The following is a 17,201-nucleotide window of genomic DNA, read 5'->3' as shown; positions in this document are numbered from 1 at the left end:
CGCCGCGGGCCCTTCCGGCCACGGCCTCCTACGGCGCAGCGGGCCGCTTCGCACCCGGCCACCGCGCCCTCGCGGGCCCTGCCGGTCGTGGCCTCCCGCGCCGCCGGTGGGCCTCCCGTGCCCTCGCGGGGCCTCCCGGTCGCGGCCTCCCGCGCCGTCGCCGCGGGCGGCTCACAGCTCGCGCAGCCGCTCCACGATCTCGCGCAGCAGCCCGGGGTCGGCGGCCGGTCCGTGCGGGTCCACGGTGCGGGGCGGGTCGATGCGGACGAGGCCGGCCTCGGCGAGATCGCCGAGCAGCACGCGTACGACGGTCAGCGGGAGGTCGGCGTCGGCGGCCAGTTCGACGACCGGGCGGGGAGCGCGGCGCGTGAGGGCGAGCAGCGCGGCGGCGGCGTGGTCCAGGCCCGGTCGTCGGTCCGCGTCCTGGCCGAGGGCGGTGACCTGGGACATCAGGTCGATGGTGTGCCGGTCGGAGGGGCGGGTGCGGCCCCGGGTGACGGTGTAGGGGCGCACCATGGCCCCGGTTTCGTCCTCGTACCAGTGGTCGTCGGTCACGGCGGGATCAGGGTGCGGCGGGATCCGCGTCCGTGCGTGCGGCGGCGCTCATGTGGCGGCCGACCTTGCGCACGAGGAGGGCCATCTCGTGGGCGAGCTGCCCGACGTCGGTCTGTACGTCGCTGAGCACCGCCAGACGGCTGCCCCGGCCGGCCGGGGTGACGAAGAGATAGGCGTCGTCGAGCATCACCATGGTCTGCCGCACCTCACCGGCAGCGAACCGCTCGCCGGCCGAGCCGGCCAGGCTGTGGAAGCCTGACGAGACGGCGGCGAGGTGCTCGATGTCGCGCCTGCGCATGCCCTCGGAGCAGCTCAGCGGCAGCCCGTCGGCGGTGAGCAGCACGGCGTGGCGGACGTGCCCGGTCCTGGCCACGAGGTCGTCGAGAAGCCACCCGAGCCCGCTCCCGGGCAGTCCCGCCCCCTGCTCCACGTCGGCTGCCTGCGCTTCCTCATCACGGTGCGCCATCGGTGTCGATCCCTTCCTGGGTACGGGTTGGCTGCGCGGGCGCGGTGGGGACGCCGCGGCGGCCGCGGTCGAGTCCGCGCTGGAAGGCGCCGAAGACGTCCCGCATCTCCTCGGCGCTGACCTCGCGCGGCGCCGGCCCGCCGGGGGCGCTCACGTCACCCCCGGCCCGCAGCTCGGGTGCGAGCGACCTCTGCCGCACGCGCGTGGGCAGCGCGGGCGCCGCACGTACGCCGGCCCCGGCGGGCTCGGTCTCCGCCGCGACGCCGGACCCGGCGGGCTCAGGCACCGCCGTGGCGCCAGGCCCGGTGGGCGCGGGCACCGCCTCCGTGACGCCGGCCCCAGTGGAATCGGGCACCGCCGCGAGGCCGGCCCCGGTGGGCGTGGGCGCCCCCGTGCTGCCGGCTCCGGCCGGCTCCGGTGTCGGTGCGGGGCGGGGGCGGGTGGGGAGGGGGTGGACCGGGGCGAGGGTGCGGGGCGGGTGTTCCTTGGTCGGTGGGCGTCCGGGCAGGGGCCCCGTGGCCGGGGGTTCGTCCGCGAGGACTGTTTCGGGGAGCAGGACCACCGCCGTCGTGCCGCCGTACGGCGAGCGCGTCAGCGTGACCTCGATGCCGTGGCGGGCGGCGAGGCGGCCGACCACGTACAGGCCGAGGCGGTCGTGGCGGGTGGGGTCGAAGTCGTCGGGGCGGGTGAGGGTGCGGTGGGCGTCCTCGATCTGGTCGGGGTCGAGCCCGAGCCCCCGGTCGTCGATCTCGAGCACGAACCCGCCGCGCGCGTGCCCGGTGCGCAGGGTGACCCGGGTGTGCGGCGGGGAGAACACCGTGGCGTTCTCCAGCAGCTCGGCGATCAGGTGCACGACGTCGGCGACGGCGTCCGCGGCGACGCCGGCCCTCGGCATCGGCGGTACCTCGACCCGCGTGTAGTCCTCGATCTCGCTCACCGCGGAGGCCACCACGTCGGCGATCGGAACGGGGCGCCGCCACCGGCGGCCGGGCGCCGCTCCGGAGAGGATGATGAGGCTCTCCGCGTGGCGCCGCATCCTGGTGGTCAGATGGTCGATGCGGAACAGCTCCCGCAGGGTGTCGGGGTCCTCGGTGCGCCGCTCCAGGGTGTCGACGAGCTTGAGCTGGCGGTGCACCAGCGCCTGGTTGCGCCGGGCGATGTTGAGCAGTACCGCGAACAGCCCGCGCCGCAGCCCGGCCTGTTTGACGGCGGCCTCGACGGCGGCGAGCCGGGCCGCGTTGAAGGAGCGGCCGACCTGTCCGATCTCGTCGGGCCGCGGCCCGGTGTCGGCCAGCGGCGGCGCCTCCGCCGCGGCGTCGACCTCCTTACCGGCGCTCAACCGTGCCATCACATCAGGGAGTTGGCGGGTGGTGAGCAGGTCGGCGGCGTCCCGCAGAGTCTCCAGGCGGCGTGAGATACGGCGGGCGCCGCGCACCGCGAACCACAGCGGCAGGGCGACGGCGGCGAGTCCGAGCGCGCCGACGACGGCGGCCCTGGCGAGCTCCCGGTAGGCGAAGGCGCGCCCGCGCGCGGCCGAGTTCTCGGCGGAGCGGGTGCACAGCTGCATGTAGCGCTTGACGGCCCGGTCGGTGGTGGTGCGCCAGGAGCCGGCCGCGACCGCCCGTCCGGCACCGGCCGGGCCCGCCCGCAGCAGGGCGTCCTCGCCGCGGGTGAGCGCCCGGTGCACGTCCTCGTCCTGGAAGCGCTCGAACAGGGCCCGCGAGTCGGCGGGCAGCGACGGCACGTATGTCCGCTCGAAGACCCGTCGGTCCTCGATGGCGGCGGTGAGCATGGCGTACTGCCCCGCGGTGAGGGTGCCGGCGGCGCGGGCCCCGGCGACGAGCGCGTCCTCGCGGGAGACGAACTCGCGCACCCGCACCAGTTCGACGACGACCTGCGCCTCCCGGGCGAGCTGTCCGGCCTGGAGCGCGGTGAGCGAGGACTGGACCTCGAAGCCGGGCTCGACCAGCGCGTCGTACTCGGTCACCGCGCGGTCCCAGGTGATGCCGCGGGCGAGCACCCGCTCGCGCAGCGCCTCGAGCCGGCCCGTGGTGGCCGCCATGGTGTCCAGCACCCGCCGCTGGGCCCCGGTGAGCCGTCCGCGGTCGCCGTCCTGGATCGCCGTGCGCATCGCGGCGACGGCGCTGTCGGTACGGCGCTGCTGTTCGAGAAGGTCGACGGCGGCGCCCGTGCGCGCGGGCCCGCCCAGGTAGGCCGCCGCGAGCCGGCGTTCGATCTGGATCTGGCCGATCGCCGTGTCGACGGGGGTTCCGAAGTCCTCGTAGACGCCCTGGAGGCGGATGAGGGCGCGCAGGTCGGAGGTGACCGAGACCATGGCGAATCCCCACAGCGTCATCAGCGCGAGGACGGGGGCGAGGGCGAGGGCCACGATCCGGGCGCGGACCGTGGTGGGACGGCCGATGGGCCAGCGCATGGTCTCCCCGGGGACGTGCCGAGCGGCCGGCTGCCGGCCGGCGGTGGTGGGGACGGTTCCGGCGGCACACCGGTGTTACCGGCGGGTAGTAAGTGCCGGACAACCTACGGGATCACCCGCGGGGACCGCAATGCTTACCCGCGGTAACCGGCCGTCGGCCCCGGCCCGGACGGCCGGCCTCAGCTCGGCGCCCCCGAGGAGAACCGCCGCAGCAGCGGCGAGAGCACCAGCACCGACTTGGTGCGCTCCACGAACGGCTCCCCCGCGATGCGCTCCAGGACCCGCTCGAAGTGCCGCATGTCGGCGGCGAAGACCTGGGCGATCGCGTCCGCGTCCCCGGTGACGGTGGACGCGGACACGACCTCCTGGTAGCGCTCCAGGCCCCGCTGGATGGTCTCCGGCGAGGTGTTGCGCCGGCAGTAGATCTCGACGTACCCCTCGGTCTCCCAGCCGAGCGCCGCCGGGTCCACGCGCACGGTGAAACCGGTGATGGCGCCGGTGGCGCGCAGCCGGTCGACGCGCCGCTTGACGGCGGGCGCGGACAGGCCGACGAGCTGCCCGATGTCCGCGTAGGAGCGGCGGGCGTCCTCGGCGAGGGCGTGCACGATGCGTTCGTCGAGATCGTTCAGCACGGTGGGCGGATCACTTCTCGGATGGTGCGGATGGTGCGGTCGGCTCGGACGGCACCGACGGCGCCGCGAGACGGGAGCGCCGGTAGCCGTACACGAAGTAGAACACGAGCCCGACCGCCATCCAGCCGCCGAAGACCACCCAGGTGACGGTGGACAGGCTGCCCATCATCCAGACGCAGAACAGCAAGCCCACCGCGGGCAGCACCGGCGACAGCGGCACCCGGAAGCTGCGGTGCATGTGCGGGCGGGTCCGGCGCAGCACCACCACGGCCACATTGACGAGCGCGAAGGCGAACAGGGTGCCGATGCTGGTGGCGTCGGCGAGCTGGCCCAGCGGGATGGCGGCCGCGAGCACGCCGCAGAACAGCGACACGATCACCGTGTTGGCGCGCGGGGCCCCGCTCCTGGGGTGGACCCGCGAGAACACCTTGGGCACCAGGCCGTCGCGGGACATCGCGAACAGGATGCGGGTCTGGCCGTAGAGGACGGTCAGGACCACGCTCGCGATGGCGATGACCGCGCAGAAGGCCAGCAGGGTGCCCCAGAAGCTCTGGCCGGTGACGTCGCGCATGATCTGGGCGAGCGCGGCCTCGGAGTCGTTGAACCTCTGCCAGGGCTTGGCGCCGACCGCGACCGCCGCGACCAGGACATAGAGCGCGGTGACGATGACCAGCGACAGCATGATCGCGCGGGGCAGGTCGCGCTGGGCGTTCTTCGCCTCCTCGCCCGCCGTGGAGGCGGCGTCGAAGCCGATGTACGAGAAGAAGAGCGTCGCGCCCGCCGCACTCACCCCGCTCATGCCCAGCGGCATGAAGTGCGAGTAGTTGCCGGAGCGGAAGCCCTGGACGCCGATGGCGCAGAACATCACCAGCGCCGCGATCTTCACACACACCATGATGGTGTTGGCGCGGGCGGACTCCTTGGCGCCGCCCATCAGGAAGACCATCGCCAGCAGGACGACGATCAGCGCCGGCAGGTTGAAGACGCCGCCGTCCCCGGGCGGCGCCGACAGCGCGGCCGGGATGGTCACGCCGATGGTGCCCTTGAGCAGTTCGTTGAGGTACTCGCCCCAGCCCACGGCCACGGCGGCCACCGACACGCCGTACTCCAGCACCAGGCACCAGCCGCACACCCAGGCGATCAGCTCGCCCATCGTTGCGTATGCGTACGAGTAGGAGGAGCCGGCGACCGGGATGGTGCCGGCCAGCTCCGCGTACGACAGGGCCGAGAACAGCGCGGTCAGACCGGCGATCACGAAGGAGAGCGTGACGGCCGGGCCGGCCTTGGGCACCGCCTCGCCGAGGACCACGAAGATGCCGGTGCCGAGCGTGGCGCCGATGCTGATCATGGTGAGCTGCCACAGCCCCAGGGACCGCCGCAGCGCCCCTCCCTCGCCCTGGCCACCCTCCGCGACCAGGCGCTCCACGGGCTTGCGCCGCATCAGGCGGGCGGCCGCGGACAGGGGGACGGTGGCTGTTCGGTTCTGCGGGGGTGCGCCTTGGTCGAGCACGCGCGGCTCCTTCGTCGCTGCGGGGCTGGGCGGCGGTGACCGGTGCGCCCCGTCCCGCGGGAACCCACCGAGCGGGGTCCCCGCACGCCTCGTACAGCGAAGCACCCTATGAGGCGACGGTTCACGGGCGTAATGCAGCAGCCTTGCGCACACACGCAAGATCCTTGCGTGTGTGCGCGAAGCGTGCGCGTTTCATTGCCCGGCGCCGCAAGGACACCGGCGGAACGCTTCGCGGCGGCCCGGCGAGGGCGTCACGACCGCCGGTTCGGGGACGCCACGGCCGCCCGGCGGAGCGGTCAGCTCCAGCTGGCGTGCAGCGGCTTGCCCTCGGCGTAGCCCGCCGCGCTCTGGATGCCGACGACGGCCTTCTCGGTGAACTCCTCCAGGGAGGCGGCGCCGGCGTAGGTGCACGAGGAGCGCACGCCCGCGATGATCGAGTCGATCAGGTCCTCCACGCCCGGACGGACCGGGTCGAGGTACATGCGCGAGGTGGAGATGCCCTCCTCGAACAGCGCCTTGCGGGCGCGGTCGTAGGCGGACTCCTCCGATGTGCGGTTGCGCACGGCGCGCGCGGAGGCCATGCCGAAGGACTCCTTGTAGAGGCGGCCGCTCGCGTCCTGCTGAAGGTCGCCCGGGGACTCGTAGGTCCCGGCGAACCAGGAGCCGATCATCACGTTGGACGCGCCGGCCGCGAGCGCCATCGCCACGTCGCGCGGGTGACGGACCCCGCCGTCGGCCCACACGTGCTTGCCGTACTTCCTGGCCTCGGCCGCGCACTCCAGGACGGCGGAGAACTGCGGGCGGCCCACGCCGGTCATCATGCGCGTGGTGCACATGGCGCCGGGGCCGACGCCGACCTTGATGATGTCCGCGCCCGCGTCGATCAGGTCCTTGACGCCCTCGGCGGAGACGATGTTGCCGGCCACGATCGGCACCCGCGGGTCGAGGTCGCGCACCAGCTTGACGGCGCTGATCATCGACTCCTGGTGGCCGTGCGCGGTGTCGATGACGAGGGTGTCCACGCCCGCGGCCAGCAGCTGCTCGGCCTTGCCCGCCACATCGCCGTTGATGCCCACGGCGGCGGCCGTGCGCAGCCTGCCGTCGGCGTCGGTGGCCGGTGTGTAGAGGGTCGCCCGCAGGGCGCCCTTGCGGGTGAGGATGCCCGCCAGCCTGCCGTCCTTGTCGACGGCGGGCGCGTAACGCCGGTTGGCGCCGTCCAGGGTGTTGAACGCCTCGCGCGGGTCGATGTCCGCGTCCAGCAGGAGCAGGTCCTTGCTCATGACCACTTCGAGCTGGGTGAAGCGGTCGACGCCGGTGAGGTCCTGGTCGGTGACGACCCCGACGGGACGGTGTTCCTCGTCGACGACCACGCCGGCGTTGTGCGCACGCTTGGGCAGCAGGGCGAGGGCGTCCGCGACCGTCTGGTGCGGGGCCAGCACGATCGGGGTGTCGAGCACGAGATGGCGGCTCTTGACCCAGGACACGACCTCGGTGACGACCTCGATCGGGATGTCCTGCGGGATGACCACGAGGCCGCCGCGCCGGGCCACCGTCTCCGCCATGCGGCGGCCGGCGATGGCGGTCATGTTGGCGACGACCAGCGGGATCGTGGTGCCCGTGCCGTCCGGGGAGCCGAGGTCCACGCCCTGACGCGAGCCGACCGCACTGCGGCTCGGCACCATGAAGACGTCGTCGTACGTCAGGTCGTACGCGGGCTGGATGTCATTGAGGAAACGCACGTGCCGCACATCCCAGTCGATCAGAGGTGACCCCCCGACGGGTGCGCCAGGGGGAAAAGAGCACGTACTTCATTGTCCCATGCCCGGCCCGCCGTCACGCACTGTCACAACGTCCAGGCCGGCCGGGGACGGGCTGGGAGGATCCTCCAAGGACCGTCACAAGGACCGTCACAAGGACCGGGGCGACACTGGCCGGGGGACGGACCGCGGCACCATGCGCCGACGGTGCCACGGCCGTCCCCGATCTGCTCGATCCCCTTCGGGGCCCGGCCGCCGGAGGCGGTCAGATTCCGTCCGGGTCCGCCCGGTTGAGGGCGGGCTTCGGGGTGGTCCCCGCCGTCATCAGGTAGTCCGCGGCCGAGGTGTCGGTCACCAGGCTGGTGACCAGGCCCGAGCGCAGCACCGCGTCGATCGCCGTCGCCTTGCGCTGCCCGCCCGCGATCGCGACGACCTCGGGGATACGGCGCAGTTGGTCGGCCTTGACCGTGATGCACCGCTCGCCCAGGTCCCGTCCGACGCGGCGCCCCTCGGCGTCGAAGAGGTGCGCGGCCATCTCGGCGGCGACGCCGAGGGAGGCGTAGTGGGCGCGCTCCTCCTCGCTGAGCATGTCGTGCACCGTGGAGATGCCCGGCTCCCAGGAGCCGATGGACACGCAGGCGACCGTCACCTTGTCGAAGTACTCGAAGGCGCGGGCGATCCCCGTCTGGTTGCGCAGCGCGGCCGCGGTGGCCGCGTCCGGCAGCAGCATCGGCGCGTAGATGGGGTGGGCGTCGCCGCCGGAGACCTGGGCGGCGCGGCGCACGGCCTCCACCGAGCCGCGCTCGGAGGTCCCGGCGTCGTACACACCGGTCAGCTGCACCACCGTGCACGGGGGCAGCCGGTCCAGGGCCGCCGCCATGTGGATGGTGGAGCGGCCCCAGGCCAGGCCGAGCACGTCTCCCTCGTTGACGAGCTCGCCGAGCAGGTCGGCGGCCACTTCTCCGAGGTTCTCCGGGTCGGGCGTCTCCTCTGCCTCGGCCGGGGACTCCACCACGACGGCGTGCCTGAGGCCGTAGCGGGCGCGCAGCGCGTCGGAGCGCTCGGCGTCCAGCTCGGCCGGCACGCGGATCTCGATGCGTACGAGATCCCGTTCGAGGGCGGTCTCCAGGACCCGGGCCACCTTGAAGCGGCTGACGCCGAACTCCTCGGCGATCTGGATCTTCGACTTGCCCTCGAGGTAGAAGCGGCGGGCCATGGCCGCCGCCTGCACCAGCTCAGCGGGTCCCATCCGCACTGCTGACCGGCCCGCCGACATACCCGACACGGCGATCTCCTCACTGCTGTTCACACTCTGGACTCGCCGTTCATCCTTGCAGATCCGGCGCACTTGATCAGCCCTGATGGGAGCCGTTCACGTAGCTGTGGCTCAGTGGTCGCACGCCCAGGACGCTTTCGCGGTGGCCGTCTCCGCCTGCGTGCGCAGTGCACGTACCGCTTCTGCCGGGTCGTTCGCCCCGTAGACCGCCGAGCCGGCGACGAAGACGTCGGCGCCCGCGTCCGCGCAGCGCTCGATCGTCGACGCCGACACCCCGCCGTCGACCTGGAGCCACAGCTGGAGGCCGTGCTTGCTGATCAGCTCCCTGGTACGGCGGATCTTGGGCAGCATGATGTCGAGGAAGGCCTGCCCGCCGAAGCCCGGCTCCACCGTCATGATCAGGAGCATGTCGAGCTCGGGGAGCAGGTCCTCGTAGGGCTCGATGGGGGTGGCGGGCTTGAGCGCCATGGAGGCGCGGGCGCCCTTGGCGCGGATCTCGCGGGCGAGCCGCACGGGCGCGGCGGCCGCCTCGACGTGGAAGGTGACCGAGGAGGCGCCCGCTTCGACGTACTGCGGGGCCCACCGATCGGCGTCCTCGATCATCAGATGGCAGTCCAGCGGCGTGTCCGTCGCGCGGGCCAGCGACTCTACGACCGGTACGCCGAGCGTGAGATTGGGGACGAAGTGGTTGTCCATCACGTCGACGTGGAGCCAGTCGGCCCCTTCGACCGCCTTCGCCTCCTCGGCGAGGCGCGCGAAGTCGGCGGACAGGATGCTGGGGTTGATCTGCACGGCCATGCCCCAAGCCTGCCATGCCTCGGCACGGTTGTTCGCCCCGGTACCGGCTCCTGATGCGCGGATCGGAGCGCGCGCGGGGCCGCGGCCGACCCGAACGCCGGTCGCCGTGCGCGCGTCGGCCCGGAAAAGCGCGGTGGCCGGGGGCTGCCGTTCTATGGTCGACCGGCAGACGGCCTGCCGGACCACGGAGGTGTTGCGGTGCCGACGGCCCCCACGAAATCCAGCGCGAGGAACCTGCCCGTCGTCCTCGGACCGGCCCTGGCCTTCACGGTCACCGTCGTCGACCCGCTGGTGCTCAGCCTGAACCTGTCGGAGGTCAGCCACGCCCTCCACGTGCCGCCCAACCTCGTGGGGCTGCTCACCGGGGCGGCGACGCTGGTGGTGGCCGCCGCCGTCCTCGCCGCGGGCAACCTCGCCGACGCGTTCGGGCTGAAGCGGCTGCTGATGTCGGGCCTCGTCGTCGTCTCCGTCGCCAACCTGCTGTCCATGCTCGCCCCCGGCTACGGTTTCCTGCTGGCGATGCGCTTCCTCGACGGACTGGGACTGACCTGCCTGCTGGGCGTGTCCCTGGCCCTGCTCAAGGTCTCGGTGACGCCGGAGAAGCGACCCGCCGCGCTTGGTGTGTTCATGGCCATCGAGATGCTCCTGTGCGGGGTGACCCCCGCGTTCGCGGGCTGGCTGGTGCAGGTCGCCGGCTGGCGGTCCATGTTCCTCATCGCCCCGCTGCTGTGCGTGCTCTCGCTCTGGCTCACCGCCCGGTACGTCCCCCGGCCGCCCGCCCAGGAACGCCGCCGGCTCGACGTGGCCGCCGTGGTCCTGGTGGGCCTTGCCCTGCTGTCCCTGGTCGTCGGCATGGCCGCAGCGCAGAACGGCGTCACCCGGCCCCAGACCTGGGTGCCCCTGCTGATCAGCCTGGCGGCCGCGGTGGGCTTCGTGCTGCACGAACGGCGTGCTCCCGAACCCGCGGTGGATCTGGCGCTGTTCCGCGTTCCCGCGTTCAGCGTTGCCCTGGCGGCGGCCCTCGCGCTCAACTTCCTCGGCACCGGGTTCAGCTTCTCACTGGGGCAGTTCGGCGCGGCGGTGCTGTCCCTGCCGCCGCAGGCCATCGGCCTGCTCTTTCTCCCCGGCACCGGGCTGGTCGCCGGTTCCGTGATCCTTGCCGGGCACCTCATGGGCCGGTACACCCCGCGGCCGGTCATGGTCACCGGTCTGCTGGTGCTGACGGCCAGCGCCCTGGTCATGGCGGGCACGGCGGGTCCCACGATGGCGCTGTGGCTGCTCCTGCTGGCGACCTGGCTGTGCAACCTCGGGGTGACGATCACCTCCACCTCGGTCTCCGAGACGGTCCTCGCCCACGCACCGCAAGGGCGCTCCGGCACGGTGGCGTCCATGCAGTCGGCCTCCTGCATGACCGGCGCCGCGCTCGGCCCGACCGTCTACGTGCTGCTGCTGAACTTCTTCTTCCACCGGGAGTGGCTCGCCGACGCCGCCACGCGCAATCTGTCGGTGCCGCGGGCCACGCAGGCGGTGGACGCCGTGCGCAGCCAGCTGGCGGTGAGTCCCCCGGGCACGGCCGTGTACGACCCGAACCTGCTCCGGCAGGCGGCGGGCCTCGACCTCGGTCTGGATTTCAGCAACGGACTGCGGCTGACCATGCTGACCGTCAGCCTGCTGCCCTTGCTGCTCGCGGTGGCGGCCCACTTCCTGATGCCCGGGCCGGCCTCGGTCAGGCGGTCCGCCGAATGAGGGCGAGGTACATCGCGTCGGTGCCGTGCAGGTGGGGCCACAGTTGTACGTCCGGGCCGTCGCCGAGGGCGGGGACGCCGGGCAGGAGGGGGCGGGCGTCGATCAGTTCGGCCGCGGGGAACTGCTTGAGCACGTCGGCGACGACGGCGCGGGTCTCGGCGAGGTGGGGCGAGCAGGTGGCGTAGCCGACGACACCGCCGGGCCGCACCGACTCCAGGGCCGTGCGCAGCAGCCCGCGCTGGAGCGGGGCGAAACCGTCCAGGTCCTCCGGGCGGCGGCGCCAGCGTGCCTCCGGGCGGCGGCGCAGGGCGCCCAGACCGGTGCAGGGCACGTCGACGAGGACGCGGTCGAAGCTTCCGGGCCGCCACGGCGGACGGGTGCCGTCGGCGGCGATCACCTGGTAGGGGCCCGGGTTTCCGGCGAGCGCCTTGGCCACCAGGCCGGCGCGGTGGGGCTGCTTCTCGGAGGCGAGCAGCGCGGCACCGCGTTCGGCGGCGAGCGCGGCGAGCAGCGCCGCCTTGCCGCCGGGGCCCGCACAGGCGTCGAGCCACTTGCCGTCGGGACCGTCCAGGGGCGCGTTCGCCAGGGCCAGGGCTACGAGCTGGCTGCCCTCGTCCTGCACGCCCGCGCGGCCCTCCCGCACGGCGTCCACCGCGCCCGGCTCGCCGCCCTCGGTGAGCCGCACCGCGTACGGGGACCAGCGGCCCGGCACGGCGGCCTCCTCGCGCAGCAGCTCCTCGGCGGTGGCCCGCCCGGGGCGGGCCACCAGGGTGACCTCGGGCCGCTCGTTGTCCGCCTCCAGCAGGTCCTCGATGCCGGCCCGGCCGCCGCCGAGGGAGTCCCACAGGGCGGAGACGACCCAGCGCGGGTGGGAGTGGACGACGGCGAGGTGGTCCTCGGGGTCCTCGTCGTAGGGCGGGGCGACCTTCTCCAGCCAGCCGTCGAGGTCGTTCTGCGCGACCTTGCGCAGCACGGCGTTGACGAACTTGGCCCGCCCGTCGCCGAGGACGACGCGGGCGAGCTCGACGGTGGAGGAGACGGCGGCGTGGCTCGGGATGCGCGTCCCGAGCAACTGGTGGGCGCCGAGGGTCAGTACGTCGAGAACGGGCGGGTCGACCTCCCGGAGCGGCCGGTCGACGCAGGCGGCGAGGATCGCGTCGTACGTCCCCTGGCGCCGCAGCGTGCCGTACACCAGCTCGGTCGCGAGCGCGGCGTCCCGGCCGTCGAAGCCGCCCTTCTCGCGCGCCTTGCGCAGCAGCGGGGGCAGCACGAGGTTGGCGTACGCGTCCCGCTCGTCCACGGCGCGCAGCGCGTCGAAGGCGAGGATGCGGACGGGGTCCTTCTGGGGACGGCGGTAGGGCTTGCCGGCCCTGCGGGGCCGACGGTCGGTGTCGCTCACGAAAAAGGTGCTCCGGATGTCCGAGTGCGCGGTACCTCCACCCTACGTCCCGGCCGGCGCCGCCCCGAACGCCCCACCCCGGCCGGCGCCGCCCCGAACGCCCCACCCCGGCCGGCTCCCGCCCCGCGCTCCGTCTCCCCGGGCTTCCCGCCCGCGGCGGGGGGGGCCGCTCAGGTGCCGAGGAATTCGCCCTCGGTGATGCGGGCGCCGCGGGCCCAGTCGGCGGCGCTCATCGGCCTCTTGCCCTGTGCCTGGACCCAGAGCAGCTCGACGGCGTAGGAGCCGGTGCCGACGTGGACGCTGTTCTTGCCCGCGGCGAGCGCGCCCGGCGCGAGGTCGGAGCGCCCGGGCACGGGGGTGGCCTGGATCAGCTTCAGCCGCTCACCGCGGAAGGTGGTCCACGCGCCGGGCGCGGGCGTGCACCCGCGCACCACCCGGTCCACCCGCAGCGCGGGCGTGCTCCAGTCGACCTTCGCGTCCTCGACCGTGATCTTCGGTGCGAGGGTGACGCCCTCGGCGGGCTGCGGCACGGCCTTGAGGGTGCCGTCCTCGATGCCGTCCATGGTCGCGGCGAGCAGTCCTGCGCCGGCGAAGGCGAGCCGGGTGAGGAGGTCGCCGCTGGTGTCGGTGGGCCGGATCTCCTCCGTGACCGTGCCGTAGACGGGCCCGGAGTCGAGCCCCTCCTCGATGAGGAAGGTGGAGGCACCGGTGATCTCGTCGCCCGCCATCAGGGCGTGCTGCACGGGCGCGGCGCCGCGCCAGGCGGGCAGCAGCGAGAAGTGCAGGTTGACCCAGCCGTGGGCCGGCACGTCCAGGGCCACCCTGGGCAGCAGGGCGCCGTAGGCGACGACCGGGCAGCAGTCCGGGGCGATCTCCCTCAGCCGCTCCAGGAACTCCGGCTCGCGCGGCTTGACCGGCTTCAGCACCTCGATACCGGCCTCCTGGGCCCGCTCGGCGACCGGGCTCGCGACCAGCCTGCGCCCGCGTCCGGCCGGCGCGTCGGGCCGGGTGACGACGGCGGCCACCTCGTGCCGTCCGGAGGCGAGCAGGGCGTCCAGGGCGGGTACGGCGACCTCGGGGGTACCGGCGAAGACGAGCTTCATGGGCTGGCTTGGGCCTCTCGGGCGGCGTGGCGGGCGGGCAGCGCACCAGTCTATGACCACGACGGGCGGCGCAGCGCGCGTCCACCCACGGGGGCGTACGTACATCTTCTTACGCCCCCTCACCGTGACCAGCGGAGGGAAAACGCGTTGGTCAAGAAAGAGTTGACCACAATGGGACCGCATCGGCGGCCCGATTCCTTTCAACGCCGGTTCGAGAGGCTTGTTCATGGCCGACCACGCAACCCACGACGCCCAGGCCCGGGCCAGCCTGCACTTGCTGGTGCGGGACATCGAGCGGGTCCGCCGGCAGGTGGACGCACTGCGCACGCTCACCGCCCAGCTGGGCAACGTCTACCGCCCGCGCCGCACCGGCCCCTCCACGGGCTTCGTCGTCTACGGGCGTGCCCCCGCCCCGACGGTCCGCCTGGCGCAGGAACTGCGGGACAGCGTCGAGACCCTGGTCACCGCCGCCGTGGACTTCGACCGCTCCCTCGGCTTCTCGTGGGACGCCGTGGGTTCGGCACTCGGCGTCACCAAGCAGGCGGTCCACCGGCGTTACGGCGCGCGCCGGGCCGCCGCTCAGGCCGCCGCCGAGGCCGAGCGGACCGCGGAGCCCTCCGGCACCCGCACGGTCAACGTGGGCGGCGGCATCGCCGCGGTGCCGACGGTCCCGGCGGCCCGCTCCATGCCGACCCAGCCCACGGCCGGCAGCCCGTCCCTGCGTGACGAGGCCCGCCCCACAGCCTTCCCCGGTCCCCGCAACGGCTGACCCGGACGACGCGCCGTCCCTGGCCCCCGCAACGGCTGCCCCGACGACGCGCCGTCCCTGGCCCCGCAACGGCCACCCACGGGGCGGCTCACCGAGCCCGGGCCACAGCTGACCCGCCAACGCGGCCCTGGGGCCGCCCGCGCGCCCTCTCAGCCGATGTCCGGTGGGTCGATCCGGACCCATACCGGGTCGGCGGTTCCCCGTGCCGTGCGGGACGCCCGGGCGGTTTTGAGGGCGGTGGCGAGCGCGGAGCCGCTGCCGGGCGGTACGCGGATCAGGGCGCGGTCCCAGTGCTCGCCGGGCGGGGGCGTGCCCGAGCGGCGGGGCCGGCCCGGCGGGGTGACCGGCAGGGGCACGGGGCCCAACACCTGCGCCTCGGCGGGCAGTTCGACCGCGGCCAGGAACTCCGCCACCGACTCCGGCGGTCCCGACACCGCCGCCATGCGCGACACCGGCGGGAAGCCGAGCTCGGCCCGCTCGGCCAGTTCCCGCAGCGCGTGCCCCACCGGGTCCCAGCGCACCAGCGCCTGCACGGGCCGCAGGGTCGGCTCGGCCACGACGACCACCGTCCCCCGCTCACCCTGCGGACGCACCAGCGCACCGGCCGCGATCCATCTGCGCAGCGCGTCCTCCCCGGCCCGCAGGTCGGGCCGCCCGAGCATCGCCCAGCCGTCCAGCAGCAGCGCGGCCGCGTACCCGCCCTCGGCGACCGGCTCGGCGCCGGGCGTGCTGACGACGAGCGCGGGAGCGTCCGGCACCGTGTCCAGCACGTGCTCGCGCCCCGAGGTCCGCACCGGCACGGCGGGAAAGGCACGTCCGAGCTCCTCGGCGGTGCGCCGGGCGCCCACGACCTGGGCGCGCAGCCGGAAGCCGCCGCACTCCGGGCAGTGCCAGGCGCCCTCCTCGCGGCCGCACCAGCCGCAGCGCAGCGTCCCGGCGTCCTGCCCCTGGAGCGGGCCCGCGCAGTGCCGGCAGCGGGCGGGGGCCCGGCAGTTGGCGCAGGCCATCCGGGGGACGTAGCCCCGCCTGGGCACCTGGACCAGCACCGGCCCGTGCCGCAGCCCGTCGCGGACCACCTGCCAGGCGAGCGTGGGCAGCCGCGCGGCGCGGGCGGCCTCGTCCCGGGCGAGGTCCTCGTCGCCCACGGTCCGCACCAGGGGCGCGGCGCGCCGCACCTGCTCCCGTCCGGCGACCAGGGGCCGCGCCCAGCCGCTCTCCACGAGCTGGGCGGCCTCCACCGTGCAGCTCCAACCGCCCAGCAGGAAGCCGCACTTGTCGAGCGCGGCGCGCAGCAGCAGCACATCGCGGGCGTGCGGCTGCGGCGCGTGCTGCTCGCTGTGGCTGTCGTCCCCGTCGTCCCATACGGCGACGAGCCCGAGCTCCGCGACCGGCGCGAACATGGCCGCCCGAGTCCCCACCACGGCCCGTACGGCGCCCCTGCGCACCGCGAGCCACTGCGCGTACCGCTTCTCGGGGCCGGCCTCCGCCGTGAGCAGCACGTGCCGTCCCTCGCCCAGCAGGGCGGTGAGCGCGGCGTCCACGCGCGCGGCGGCCCGCCCGTCCGGTACGACGACCAGCGCGCCGCGCCCGGAGGCGAGCGTCGCGGCGACCGCCCGGGCCAGTTCCTCGCACCACAGCGGCCCCGGCAGCGCGTTCCACACGGCCCTGGGGGCGCCCCCGGCGGCCAGGGACTCGACGAAGGCGCTCCCCTGCTCGTACCGCGCCCAGGATCCGGGGTCCGGGGCCGGCGGCGGGGGCAGCGGCGCGGGCGAGGGCCGCTGTTCGGCACGGGCGCTGCGCGGCGGCACGGCGAGCTGGAGCACGTCGGCGACGCTGCCCGCGTACCGGTCGGCGACGGCTCGGGCCAGGCCCAGCAGTTCGGCGCTGAGCACGGGTTCGGGCGAGACGACCTGGGCGAGGGCCGCGAGCGGTCCGGAGTAGTCGGAGTCGGCGAGGCGCTCCACGAGGTAGCCGTCGATGAGTCCGCCGCCCTCGCGGCGTCCCTCGCGCACCCGGTGCCGTCCGGCCCCGAAGCGGACCCGGACCCGGACGCCGGGCCGGGCGTCGGCGTCCAGCTCGGCGGGCACGGCGTAGTCGAAGTACCGGTCGAGGTGGAGCACGCCCTTGTCGACCAGCACCCGCGCCACGGGCAGGTGCTCGGCCAGGGCGGCGCCCCGCCAGGTGCGCGGCTTGGCCCGGGGCGCCTTGGCCTTGCGCACGCTCTCCCGGATGAGCGCGAGCTGCTCCGGCGGCGCCTGTGCGGCGTCGTCGTCCCCCGGCCCGTTCTCGCTGCTCACGCTTGCATTCTTACCAAATGCCACTGACAGCGGCGCACGGCCGAGGCCCGGCTCCCCCGTTGGGGAACCGGGCCTGGGTGGCGGTGCTGCCGGCCGTGCCTACAGCCCGGCCGCCTCGCGCAGGGCGTCCACGCGGTCGGTGCGCTCCCAGGTGAACTCGGGCAGCTCGCGGCCGAAGTGCCCGTAGGCGGCGGTCTTGGCGTAGATCGGGCGGAGCAGGTCGAGGTCGCGGATGATCGCGGCGGGGCGGAGGTCGAAGACCTCGTCGATCGCCTTCTCGATCTTCTCCGGCTCCACCTTGTGGGTGCCGAAGGTCTCGACGAACAGGCCCACCGGCTCGGCCTTGCCGATCGCGTACGCGACCTGCACCTCGCAGCGGGATGCGAGGCCCGCCGCGACGACGTTCTTGGCGACCCAGCGCATCGCGTACGCGGCGGAGCGGTCCACCTTGGAGGGGTC

At 74.4% G+C, this 17,201-nt stretch carries 14 protein-coding genes; 2 read left to right on the top strand and 12 right to left on the bottom strand.

Translation table 11 applies throughout. The features are described from left to right. Positions 1–171: 171 nt before the first annotated feature. The 8 genes from IE249_RS30775 to rpe form a co-directional block, all read right to left on the bottom strand. Entirely contained in the window at positions 172–555 is a 384-nt protein-coding gene (locus IE249_RS30775) for a DUF742 domain-containing protein (RefSeq protein WP_229859621.1), read from the bottom strand. A gap of 7 nt (positions 556–562) precedes the next feature. Then, complete coding sequence (locus IE249_RS30770; RefSeq protein ID WP_189710074.1) at positions 563–1,021, bottom strand: roadblock/LC7 domain-containing protein; 459 nt, start codon at positions 1,019–1,021, stop codon at positions 563–565. Then, entirely contained in the window at positions 1,008–3,455 is a 2,448-nt protein-coding gene (locus IE249_RS30765) for a sensor histidine kinase (protein WP_189710072.1), read from the bottom strand. The genes IE249_RS30770 and IE249_RS30765 overlap by 14 nt, the downstream gene beginning before the upstream one ends. A 179-nt stretch (positions 3,456–3,634) precedes the next feature. Beyond that, positions 3,635–4,087 carry an Lrp/AsnC family transcriptional regulator gene (locus tag IE249_RS30760; RefSeq protein WP_189710070.1) on the bottom strand — a complete coding sequence of 151 codons (453 nt, stop codon included), beginning with the start codon at positions 4,085–4,087 and terminating at the stop codon, positions 3,635–3,637. A 10-nt stretch (positions 4,088–4,097) separates the two neighbouring features. Then, positions 4,098–5,597 carry an amino acid permease gene (locus tag IE249_RS30755; RefSeq protein WP_189710068.1) on the bottom strand — a complete coding sequence of 500 codons (1,500 nt, stop codon included), beginning with the start codon at positions 5,595–5,597 and terminating at the stop codon, positions 4,098–4,100. Positions 5,598–5,893: 296 nt separating this feature from the next. Then, positions 5,894–7,336, bottom strand: coding sequence for a GuaB1 family IMP dehydrogenase-related protein (locus IE249_RS30750; RefSeq protein WP_189710066.1), 1,443 nt, complete (start codon positions 7,334–7,336; stop codon positions 5,894–5,896). Between the two features lie 283 nt (positions 7,337–7,619). Continuing rightward, the gene (locus IE249_RS30745; protein ID WP_189710064.1) at positions 7,620–8,663 is read right to left on the bottom strand and encodes a sugar-binding transcriptional regulator; all 1,044 of its coding nucleotides are present in this window, start codon (positions 8,661–8,663) and stop codon (positions 7,620–7,622) included. A gap of 78 nt (positions 8,664–8,741) precedes the next feature. Beyond that, positions 8,742–9,428 (bottom strand): ribulose-phosphate 3-epimerase, encoded by a 687-nt coding sequence (gene rpe / locus IE249_RS30740; RefSeq protein WP_189710062.1) that lies wholly within the window; start codon positions 9,426–9,428, stop codon positions 8,742–8,744. Between the two features lie 198 nt (positions 9,429–9,626). Between rpe and IE249_RS30735 the strand changes: the two genes are divergently transcribed. Beyond that, positions 9,627–11,174 (top strand): MFS transporter, encoded by a 1,548-nt coding sequence (locus IE249_RS30735; RefSeq protein ID WP_189710060.1) that lies wholly within the window; start codon positions 9,627–9,629, stop codon positions 11,172–11,174. Here IE249_RS30735 and IE249_RS30730 read toward each other — a convergent pair. Continuing rightward, entirely contained in the window at positions 11,155–12,573 is a 1,419-nt protein-coding gene (locus tag IE249_RS30730; RefSeq protein WP_189710058.1) for an RsmB/NOP family class I SAM-dependent RNA methyltransferase, read from the bottom strand. The genes IE249_RS30735 and IE249_RS30730 overlap by 20 nt on opposite strands. A gap of 170 nt (positions 12,574–12,743) precedes the next feature. Continuing rightward, positions 12,744–13,676, bottom strand: coding sequence for a methionyl-tRNA formyltransferase (fmt, locus tag IE249_RS30725; RefSeq protein WP_189710055.1), 933 nt, complete (start codon positions 13,674–13,676; stop codon positions 12,744–12,746). 226 nt (positions 13,677–13,902) lie between these two features. Here fmt and IE249_RS30720 point away from each other — a divergent pair, with 226 nt between their 5' ends. Then, positions 13,903–14,445, top strand: a complete 543-nt coding sequence (locus IE249_RS30720) for a hypothetical protein (RefSeq protein WP_189710053.1) — start codon at positions 13,903–13,905, stop codon at positions 14,443–14,445. A gap of 149 nt (positions 14,446–14,594) precedes the next feature. On the opposite strand, the gene IE249_RS30715 is transcribed toward IE249_RS30720, so the two are convergent. Together IE249_RS30715 and IE249_RS30710 are read right to left on the bottom strand one after the other, a co-directional pair. Then, positions 14,595–16,742, bottom strand: a complete 2,148-nt coding sequence (locus IE249_RS30715; protein ID WP_189710051.1) for a primosomal protein N' — start codon at positions 16,740–16,742, stop codon at positions 14,595–14,597. A 99-nt stretch (positions 16,743–16,841) separates the two neighbouring features. Then, the coding region (locus IE249_RS30710) for a methionine adenosyltransferase domain-containing protein (RefSeq protein ID WP_189710049.1) at positions 16,842–17,201 on the bottom strand (360 nt) is incomplete at its 5' end.

The organism is Streptomyces anandii JCM 4720 (assembly GCF_014650655.1).
GTDB classification, from domain to species: domain Bacteria; phylum Actinomycetota; class Actinomycetes; order Streptomycetales; family Streptomycetaceae; genus Streptomyces; species Streptomyces anandii.
This window is presented reverse-complemented; position numbering and strand designations above follow the sequence as displayed.

Coding starts and splice junctions, on each gene's coding strand:
- IE249_RS30770 (WP_189710074.1), bottom strand. CDS start 1,021: ATGGCGCACCGTGATGAGGAAGCGCAGGCAGCCGACGTGGAGCAGGGG.
- IE249_RS30765 (WP_189710072.1), bottom strand. CDS start 3,455: ATGCGCTGGCCCATCGGCCGTCCCACCACGGTCCGCGCCCGGATCGTG.
- rpe (WP_189710062.1), bottom strand. CDS start 9,428: ATGGCCGTGCAGATCAACCCCAGCATCCTGTCCGCCGACTTCGCGCGC.
- fmt (WP_189710055.1), bottom strand. CDS start 13,676: ATGAAGCTCGTCTTCGCCGGTACCCCCGAGGTCGCCGTACCCGCCCTG.
- IE249_RS30720 (WP_189710053.1), top strand. CDS start 13,903: ATGGCCGACCACGCAACCCACGACGCCCAGGCCCGGGCCAGCCTGCAC.